Below are 9214 nucleotides of genomic sequence, written 5' to 3'. Positions count from 1 at the left end.
AGGCGCATTATAGGGAGTTCCTGACAGCCTGCAACCCCTAATTTCAAAAAACTTTTCAACCGCTGAATCTTTAGACGAATTGCGCTTAAATTGGTAGTTTTTGCAGCTTCGGGAAACCATAGCTCTGTAAAACGGGTAATAAAGCGTCAGTATCCTCGTCTAAAGCCATGCAGTAAGCGATGTTTTCATCTTGAGAAGAAACAACATTCTCTTGAGAAGAGATCAGCCAAGCCGTTCGGCGAGCAATTGCGGCTCCTGAATCGACCATACGGGTGCCTTCCGGTAGTATTTGCGCTAACTCTTCTGTTAATAGAGGAAAATGGGTGCAACCCAATACTATAGTATCCGGCGGCTCACGCATGCTTAACCATGGGTGGAGAATTTTCTTTAATACCTCGAGCGGTACAACCCCACCGTGCAACTTGGTTTCTGCTACTTCCACCAGCTCAGATGAACCCAGCAACTCTATTTTGCAATCAGTGGCAAAACGCGCAATTAAATCCAAGGTATAAGAAGCGTGAACGGTTGCACGAGTGGCAAGTAAACCCACAACGCTATTACGTGTTAACCTTACTGCCGGTTTAATCGCTGGGACCACGCCGACAACAGGGAAGGCGAAGCGTTCACGTAACGCAGGCAGAGAGACAGTGCTAGCCGTGTTACACGCGATGACAACAATGGCCAAAGGATGGCGCTGCTGTACAGCGCTCACAATTTCCAGCACACGCTCGACAATAAATTCGCCGGACTTTTCCCCATAAGGGAAAGCGACGTTATCAAAAGCATATATATAGTGGAGATCCGGTAACAGTTGCCGAATCTCTTGATAGACAGACAGCCCGCCAACACCCGAATCAAAAATCAGTGCTGTCGGGCGAGGAGGAGAGTCAGCCTTAGAAGTTATAGCTTCCCGTGAAGTAGTATTCGCGTCCTGGGGTTTGGTAGCCATAAACCATCTCATAATCTTTATCAAACAGGTTGGCGATTCTACCACGAACCGTGAGATGAGATGTGACCGGATACGAAACAGCGAGATCCCAAAGGCTCACACCACCGAGTTCAACCGTTTCTTCTGGATAAGCGCTGTAGTCTTTGTCATAACGCTGACCAAGATATTGGTAGGTAACAGACCAATCCAAATCAGCCATCTGCCAATCCAACTGATATTTAACTTGTTGTTTAGCTCGGCGCGCCAGAATTTCGTGGGTATCTGCATTACGTGGGTCCAGATATTCCAGCGTCACTTGATGTGATAACGGCCCAGTCTCAAACGAACCAGTCCATTCAACACCTTTAATCGTGGCCTTATTGATATTGAAATAACCGTTGGTCAGATTGGTGTAATCTATAAGCTGATCAATATCGTTACGATAAGCAGATAGACGCCAAGTCACCGGCCCCGTTAATCCTTCGACGCCACCTTCCCATTGCTTACTTTCTTCCGGTTTCAGATTGGCATTACCACCGTAAGCGCTATAAAGCTGCATCAGATTAGGTGCCTTATAGGCTGTGCCGTAAGAACCAATCAAGCGGTAGCCAGCAATAAATTCCCAACCGGCGCTGGTCTGCCAAGTGGAGTGCCACCCAAACTGCGAGTTATCGTCACTGCGTACGGCCCCCTCTAATGTAACGTCGCTGATTTGCTGTTGGCCTGTCAAATAGATGCCCGTGTTGTGCTGCGTAAAATCGGCCGTAGTATTCTGGTTACTGCTTTTACGTTCGGTTCTTTGCTCTTGCCAATCCGCACCCGCACTGATCATGCCATTCGTTAACTGGAAGGTGTTACCCCATTGCAAGTTATATTGCTCAGCTTCATCTAACGAGGCCGTAATATCATGCTGGCCGAAAAGTGGGCTGTAATTATAATCTTTAGTTCGGTTATAACTGGCAATAAATTGGGAAGCATAGATGCCATTCTTGTAGCGTAGTCCCATGTCATAGGTACGGCTGGAGAGTTTACGGGTATCGATTAACGCCAATGGATTGCTATAGTTGGTATACCCGTCGTAATCACTGCGGTTATCGAAACCATATACTCGGGCAAAGCCATTAAACTGCTCGTTAAACTGATGTTCTAAGCCCGCCCACAGCATTTTCCCCATGAAACCATCCCGGTCAGGCTGACGTGGCCCACCGGCTCCCGGCATACCAGCAACCACATCATACCCTTTGCTATAAGTGTAATTCCCCGCCAATGTCACCGTCGTGTCTTCACCCAGTTTCTGTTGAGTGGAACCATCATAGGTTTGATAACCGTTTGAACCCAACCCAGCAGAAAGTGTGGTTCCTGGTTTATCCCGCCCAGTCAGGATATTAATCACCCCCCCAATAGCATCAGAACCATACACAGCTGAACGTGGACCACGAATGTATTCGATGCGCTGTACCAATGAAATAGGGATTTGACTGAGATCTGATGCACCGGTAATTCCCGCCTGATTGAGGCGGACGCCATCGATCAGAACCAAGACATGGCTAGAATTAGTACCCCGAATAAATAAAGAACTGCGCTGGCCCATACCGCCATCCTGAGCAATATCGACACCTGGAAGGCGGCGCAGAACATCATTAATGCTTTTTGCCTGCCAGCGATCAATATCAGCACGAGTAACTACATCGACAGGCGCTAATACACTGCTTTTCGGTTGTGGAAAACGGTTGGCTGTTACAACCATTTCATCATTACTATACGTGGTGTTATTACCCTGCACCCAGCCAGAAAATGCCGTCACAGAAAGGGCTGTGAGCAGCGTATATTTTTTAATTGTCATGAAAAAGCATCCAAACTCAATTGGCGGATGCCGCAGTGCCATAGCCGGTAGTACGCGACGGCCACGAATATTGCGACGTAATACCGGCAGGTCTTCGGGCTTAGGATCTCTGATATCAGGCCATGGTTATGACAGTAAAAACACTGTGATAAATAAATGGCACGAAATAGAGCAGGCGATGACTTCCCATCCTTACGGACAGTGTCTGTTAGAAACCTATCGCCGTGACTTCCCCTTACCGCTGCGCGTCAGCTCCGGATTTACACCGGATTCCCTTTTAACTCTTAGGTGTTTAAATAACAGCATGAGGCCGGACCACAATGCTACGATCAAGTAAAATAGATGTCTAGACTTCCATTAACCTAAGCCAGAATAAACGCGACAAAACTGGACATCAGGGCAACTTTCCCTACAATCCGCAAGGATCATCCCCCTTTTATACTGACCCAACGAGAAAAACATGACTCCCAACATCCTGCCGATTGAAAGCTACGACCACCAACTGGCAGAAAAGTCTGCCCGTCTTAAGGCGATGATGTTGCCATTTCAGGCACCCAAGCCAGAAATATTTCGTTCTCCGGCAGACCATTACCGTATGAGAGCCGAGTTTCGCGTTTGGCATGATGAAGATGACTTGTACCACATCATGTTTGACCAACAGACCAAGCAACGTATCCGGGTTGAACAATTCCCGGTGGCCAGTCGGTTAATCAATCGCTTAATGGATGCTCTGATGACCGCCATCAGGGCGGAGCCGCTATTACGGCGCAAACTGTTCCAAATAGATTATTTATCTACCCTCAGCGGTAAGCTGATCGCCTCGTTGCTGTATCACCGCCAATTAGATGAAGAGTGGCAGCAAAAAGCGCTGGAACTGCGAGATCAGTTACGTGCACAAGGTTTTGATCTACAGCTAATTGGTCGAGCCGCTAAAACTAAAATCATGCTGGATCACGATTATATCGATGAGGTCTTGCCAGTCGCCGGACGCGAGATGATCTATCGGCAGGTTGAAAATAGTTTTACCCAACCTAATGCGACGGTGAATATTCACATGTTGGAATGGGCGCTTGATGTTACCCAAGGTGCCACTGGCAATTTACTGGAGTTGTATTGTGGTAACGGTAATTTCTCATTAGCACTGGCGCGAAATTTTGAACGGGTGCTGGCAACAGAAATTGCCAAACCTTCCGTCGCAGCGGCTCAATACAATATCGCAGCAAATAATATCGATAACGTGCAAATTATCCGGATGTCAGCGGAAGAGTTTACTCAGGCGATGCAGGGCGTTCGTGAGTTTAACCGCCTGAAGGGTATTGATTTGGGCAGTTATAATTGCGATACCATCTTTGTCGACCCGCCACGCAGTGGGCTGGATAACGAGACGGTTAAGCTGGTACAGGCTTACCCGTGTATTCTTTATATCTCCTGTAATCCAGAGACGCTGTGCGCCAATTTGGAACAATTACAGCACACACATAAAATTAGCCGACTAGCACTGTTCGATCAATTCCCTTATACCCACCATATGGAATGTGGGGTACTGCTGGAAAAACGTAACTGACGAATAATTCACACCTCATACCGCAGACAAACGAAAGGGCGACGACATGTTGCCCCTCGTTGGCAAGATGGTATCTAGGTGCAATAACCCCCTTCGATCACCACCCTATAAAACAAGTTGATAAGGCTGAACACCCGTGGGCTATTGCTGCGGTTGATCCGAATTATTGATATCAATATCCGCATCTGTATGTTTTTGTATCGATTTACGTGTTCTTAATTTAAATAAGATCCAGAACACCAACACCACACTGAGCACCGCAGGAACGAAGTTAGACCCAATTGCGGGGTATTCCACCCGCACAATCGCGCTGTACAACAAGATCCCAAGCAGGAAACATGCTGAAGCCAGCACCGGTATCCCTTGCGGCATAGCAAAATTGAGATAACGCTGATGTAGGCAATACACCGCCAGTATGAGCGTCAATAGCGGAAAAACCGAAAAAGGCACCAGCGCACTGAATAACGCAGTACATACACCATTTATCGCCAGGCCAGTAATTAATGCCAGTAGTAGGGTGCCGGTTTCACGGCGAGAAGATTGTTCCATATTTTCTTTACCTTATTCTACACGGGACGCAGCAAGCTTTTCTTGTTCGCGGCGATACCAATAGTAAGCACCTTTGGAGATCATCCGTAACTGTAAGACCAAGCGTTCTTCTAACTGTCGCCGCTGTTCAATATCCACGTCCAGTACTTCTGCACCTGCACTGAAGACAATTGTGACCATGGCCTCAGCTTGAGCCTCAGTGAAGCTACGTGGCATGTGATTTTCTAACTCGAGGTAATCTGCCAGTTCAGCAATAAAGTGCTGAATTTCACGCGCAACCGCAGCACGAAAAGCGGCGGAAGTCCCGGAACGTTCCCTGAGCAGCAAACGAAACGCATTAGGGTTGTTGCCAATAAACTCCATAAAGGTGGACACCGATGTACGGATAACGCTGCCGCCCTTGGCAATCCGTTGCCGTGCCTGACGCATTAATTGGCGTAACATCAGGCCGCTTTCATCGACCATGGTTAGCCCGAGCTCGTCGACATCACGGAAATGCCGGTAAAAAGAAGTTGGTGCGATACCCGCTTCACGGGAGACTTCCCGTAAGCTCAAGCTGGCAAAGCTCCGCTCAGCACTCAGTTGACTGAACGCCGCTTCGATAAGGGAACGACGAGTCCGCTCTTTTTGTTGTGCTCTGACGCCCATAATCGTACCCAAGGGATATCCAATTTCTCAATCTAAGACATATAGTCAGCAATATACCAAACTTTGCGGTAACAACCGTTATACAAACGTATCTTCTCAATACTGAACTGCGACTTTACAACACACATTATGGTGATTCCCCTATCGTTGATTGGGTTCTGCCTAAGATGATGTTAATGTATCGTTGTAATTTTGTATAAAAACAGGTCTCTCCTACATGCAACAGCACTTCCATTTTGATGCCATTGTGATTGGCTCGGGCCCTGGCGGTGAAGGTGCCGCGATGGGGCTGGTCAAGCAAGGGGCACGCGTTGCCGTGATTGAACGGTATAATAATGTGGGTGGCGGATGTACCCATTGGGGCACCATTCCCTCTAAAGCCTTGCGCCACGCCGTTAGCCGTATTATCGAGTTCAACCAAAATCCCCTCTACAGCGACAATGCCAGAACCATAAAATCCTCTTTCGCTGATATTTTAAACCATGCAGATCGTGTTATTAATCAGCAAACCCGTATGCGGCAAGGCTTTTACGATCGCAACCATTGCCACATGTTCTCTGGTGATGCCAGTTTCATTGATGCCAACACAGTTAATGTACGTTACGCCGACGGTACCAGTGATACCTTGCAGGCCGATAACATTGTCATTGCAACTGGCTCGCGCCCTTATCGCCCAGTAAATGTTGATTTTAACCATGAACGCATTTATGACAGTGATACTATTTTGCAGCTCAGCCATGAACCACAGCACGTTATTATTTATGGTGCAGGGGTGATTGGTTGCGAATATGCGTCTATCTTCCGTGGGTTGAGTGTCAAAGTCGATTTGATCAATACCCGCGACCGCCTACTGGCTTTTCTTGATCAGGAAATGTCAGATGCGCTCTCTTATCACTTCTGGAATAACGGCGTGGTTATCCGCCATAACGAAGAATTTGAGCAGATTGAAGGGACAACGGACGGCGTGATTGTCCATTTGAAATCAGGCAAAAAGGTCAAAGCGGACTGCTTGTTGTATGCCAATGGACGAACAGGTAATACCAGCGGTTTAGGCTTGGAAAATATTGGCCTGGAAGCCGATAGCCGTGGCTTGCTGAAAGTGAACAGCATGTACCAGACTGCGCTGTCTCATGTCTATGCTGTCGGTGATGTGATTGGTTACCCAAGTCTGGCGTCTGCGGCTTATGATCAGGGGCGTATTGCTGCACAAGCGATGATCAAGGGCGAAGCCAACGTTCACCTGATTGAAGATATCCCGACGGGCATTTACACCATTCCTGAAATCAGTTCTGTCGGAAAAACCGAACAGGAACTGACGGCGATGAAAGTACCCTACGAAGTGGGCCGAGCGCAATTTAAACATCTGGCGCGGGCGCAAATCGTTGGAATGGATACCGGTAGTTTGAAAATCCTGTTCCATCGGGAAACGAAGCAAATTCTGGGTATTCATTGCTTTGGCGAACGTGCCGCTGAAATTATCCACATCGGACAAGCTATAATGGAACAGAAAGGTGAAGGCAATACGCTCGAGTATTTCGTTAATACTACCTTCAACTACCCAACCATGGCAGAAGCCTACCGTGTGGCAGCGCTCAATGGTTTAAATCGCCTGTTCTAATGATGGAGCCATGCGCTCTTGCATGTGCTCACGTATTGCCTCGGCAAGTTGTTCATAGCGGCCACGCAATGGAGAACCGGGGCGATACACCAACGCAATGGTGCGTTTAGGTACAGGTTTATAGCACTCCAGATAACATACACCATCGCGTTGTCTCTCATTCGGCACAGCCAGTGCTGGCAACAGCGTAATACCACTACCCGCCGCGACCATGTTACGCAAGGTTTCCAAGCTAGTCGCCCGGAAGTGAGTATCTTCGTCCGCTCCAGCCTGGAAGCAAAAACCCATCGCCTGATCACGTAAGCAATGACCATCTTCCAGCATCAATAACTTCTCTCCCGCCAATTCATGCATCTCCACTCTTTCGCGGTTCGCCCACGGATGATCGGCATAAATGGCTAGGTTCATCGGTTCGTCAAACAACGGAATTTCGATAAAAGCTTCGGTCTCTTTGACCAGAGCTAAAATGGCACAATCCAATTTACCACTATCCAACTGGGCTAAGAGATTTTGGGTCTGGGCTTCATGCAGATACATTTCCAATTTGGGGAATTTTTTATGCAGCATAGGAATAATTTGTGGTAACAGATAAGGCCCAACGGTAGGAATAAGCCCAATATGCAACGGCCCAGACATACTTTCACCCTGTAAACTGGCCATCTCTTTCAATACTTTCACTTCCCGTAATACCGTCTTGGCCTGCTCCACCAATAGTAAACCAGCTTGTGTAAACAGCACCTTACGGCTAGTTCGCTCCAACAACATGATACCCAGCTCATCTTCCAGTTTACGAATCTGACCGCTTAATGTGGGTTGGCTAACATGACAGGAGTCGGCGGCACGCCGGAAATGCCTAAATTCAGCCAACGCCACTAAGTACTCTAGATCACGAATATTCATCTATGCCCCACCTTATGATAGCTACTGACGATAGATAAGATAGCAATCAGTGATTAGAACTATCAAGAGATAAAATTAATAATATGACCCAACGAAGAGATACCCAGAAAAATTTAAATTTTCTATTTTTAATTAAGGAGTTACAGATGTTTACTAGCCAAGAAGGTAAAAAAATCCCACAGGTAACTTTCCATACCCGTCAAGGCGACCAGTGGATTGACGTAACAACCGACGATTTATTCAGTAATAAAACCGTGATTGTGTTTTCACTACCGGGTGCCTTTACCCCAACCTGTTCTTCCAGTCACCTGCCACGTTATAACGAATTAGCGGGTGTATTTAAACAACATGGTGTTGATAGCATTCTGTGTGTGTCAGTCAATGATACCTTCGTGATGAACGCTTGGAAATCAGATCAACACGCTGAAAATATTACTTTTGTTCCAGATGGTAACGGCGAGTTTACCAAAGGGATGAATATGTTGGTTGAGAAAGCGGATCTAGGCTTCGGTCCACGTTCATGGCGTTACTCCATGCTGGTGCGTAATGGCGTGGTCGAAAAAATGTTTGTCGAGCCAAACAAACCGGGCGACCCATTTGAAGTATCTGATGCCGACACCATGCTGAAATATCTGGCGCCTGATTTTAAAGTGCAGGAATCCGTGGCTGTCTTTACCAAACCGGGCTGCCCATTCTGTGCCAAAGCGAAACAAATGCTGCAAGATCATGGCCTTCAGTATGAAGAAATTGTATTGGGTAACGATGCAACAACTGTCAGCTTACGTGCCGTAAGTGGCCGCTCCACGGTACCACAGGTCTTTATCGGGGGTCGCCATATTGGTGGCAGCGACGATCTGGAAAAGTACCTGTCAGCCTAATCATATTGATTAATAAGTATATTAATAAAAATGAAAGCAATATGAAGTAACTTGGTAGGCTCCGGCCTACCGAGGTTATTGACAAAGTGCCCGCGACGGAGAGAACAGGCAGATCGTAAAGACGCCGGCTTCCCTGTATAAAAATAGCCTTCCCTGGGGGCTCGAGCCGCGCCATCCTTGGCGCGGACTCTTTACTCTTCTGCCTATCCTCACCGTTCAAGAGTGAATCATCGGGGTTTGTCAGCAGTCTGTAGTAGGCTCCGGCCTACCTTTTTTTTCTGTTAGG

8 protein-coding genes and 1 riboswitch are annotated in these 9214 nt (G+C 47.4%); of the genes, 3 read left to right on the top strand and 5 right to left on the bottom strand.

Annotation, left to right across the window (positions count from 1 at the left end):
* Positions 1 to 85: 85 nt before the first annotated feature.
* Both murI and btuB read right to left on the bottom strand, forming a co-directional pair.
* Positions 86 to 949 (bottom strand): glutamate racemase, encoded by an 864-nt coding sequence (murI, locus tag AC971_RS14475; protein WP_025382096.1) that lies wholly within the window; start codon positions 947 to 949, stop codon positions 86 to 88.
* A complete protein-coding gene (gene btuB / locus AC971_RS14470; RefSeq protein ID WP_025382095.1) occupies positions 894 to 2771 on the bottom strand; it encodes a TonB-dependent vitamin B12 receptor BtuB in 1878 nt (625 codons plus the stop codon). The genes murI and btuB overlap by 56 nt, the downstream gene beginning before the upstream one ends.
* A 68-nt stretch (positions 2772 to 2839) precedes the next feature.
* A riboswitch (cobalamin riboswitch) is annotated at positions 2840 to 3101 on the bottom strand.
* Between the two features lie 130 nt (positions 3102 to 3231).
* Between btuB and trmA the strand changes: the two genes are divergently transcribed.
* Positions 3232 to 4335 (top strand): tRNA (uridine(54)-C5)-methyltransferase TrmA, encoded by a 1104-nt coding sequence (trmA, locus tag AC971_RS14465; protein ID WP_025382094.1) that lies wholly within the window; start codon positions 3232 to 3234, stop codon positions 4333 to 4335.
* 141 nt (positions 4336 to 4476) lie between these two features.
* On the opposite strand, the gene AC971_RS14460 is transcribed toward trmA, so the two are convergent.
* Positions 4477 to 4884 carry a YijD family membrane protein gene (locus AC971_RS14460; protein WP_025382093.1) on the bottom strand — a complete coding sequence of 136 codons (408 nt, stop codon included), beginning with the start codon at positions 4882 to 4884 and terminating at the stop codon, positions 4477 to 4479.
* Between the two features lie 12 nt (positions 4885 to 4896).
* Complete coding sequence (gene fabR, locus AC971_RS14455) at positions 4897 to 5532, bottom strand: HTH-type transcriptional repressor FabR (protein ID WP_002209476.1); 636 nt, start codon at positions 5530 to 5532, stop codon at positions 4897 to 4899.
* A gap of 217 nt (positions 5533 to 5749) precedes the next feature.
* Between fabR and sthA the strand changes: the two genes are divergently transcribed.
* Complete coding sequence (sthA, locus tag AC971_RS14450; protein ID WP_002209477.1) at positions 5750 to 7150, top strand: Si-specific NAD(P)(+) transhydrogenase; 1401 nt, start codon at positions 5750 to 5752, stop codon at positions 7148 to 7150.
* Here the strand turns inward: sthA and oxyR are convergent.
* Positions 7133 to 8050, bottom strand: a complete 918-nt coding sequence (oxyR, locus tag AC971_RS14445) for a DNA-binding transcriptional regulator OxyR (RefSeq protein WP_025382092.1) — start codon at positions 8048 to 8050, stop codon at positions 7133 to 7135. The genes sthA and oxyR overlap by 18 nt on opposite strands.
* Before the next feature lie 146 nt (positions 8051 to 8196).
* On the opposite strand from oxyR, the gene AC971_RS14440 reads away from it, so the two are divergent.
* Positions 8197 to 8928: a glutathione peroxidase gene (locus tag AC971_RS14440; RefSeq protein WP_025382091.1), complete on the top strand. Its 732-nt coding sequence runs from the start codon at positions 8197 to 8199 to the stop codon at positions 8926 to 8928.
* Positions 8929 to 9214 lie beyond the last annotated feature (286 nt).

Source organism: Yersinia similis (assembly GCF_001053095.1).
In the GTDB taxonomy this organism is placed as follows: domain Bacteria; phylum Pseudomonadota; class Gammaproteobacteria; order Enterobacterales; family Enterobacteriaceae; genus Yersinia; species Yersinia similis.
Note: the sequence above shows the minus strand (reverse complement) of the source record. Positions and strands in the feature narration are given on the sequence as shown.

Coding starts and splice junctions, on each gene's coding strand:
- murI (WP_025382096.1), bottom strand. CDS start 949: ATGGCTACCAAACCCCAGGACGCGAATACTACTTCACGGGAAGCTATA.
- btuB (WP_025382095.1), bottom strand. CDS start 2,771: ATGACAATTAAAAAATATACGCTGCTCACAGCCCTTTCTGTGACGGCA.
- trmA (WP_025382094.1), top strand. CDS start 3,232: ATGACTCCCAACATCCTGCCGATTGAAAGCTACGACCACCAACTGGCA.
- AC971_RS14460 (WP_025382093.1), bottom strand. CDS start 4,884: ATGGAACAATCTTCTCGCCGTGAAACCGGCACCCTACTACTGGCATTA.
- fabR (WP_002209476.1), bottom strand. CDS start 5,532: ATGGGCGTCAGAGCACAACAAAAAGAGCGGACTCGTCGTTCCCTTATC.
- sthA (WP_002209477.1), top strand. CDS start 5,750: ATGCAACAGCACTTCCATTTTGATGCCATTGTGATTGGCTCGGGCCCT.
- oxyR (WP_025382092.1), bottom strand. CDS start 8,050: ATGAATATTCGTGATCTAGAGTACTTAGTGGCGTTGGCTGAATTTAGG.
- AC971_RS14440 (WP_025382091.1), top strand. CDS start 8,197: ATGTTTACTAGCCAAGAAGGTAAAAAAATCCCACAGGTAACTTTCCAT.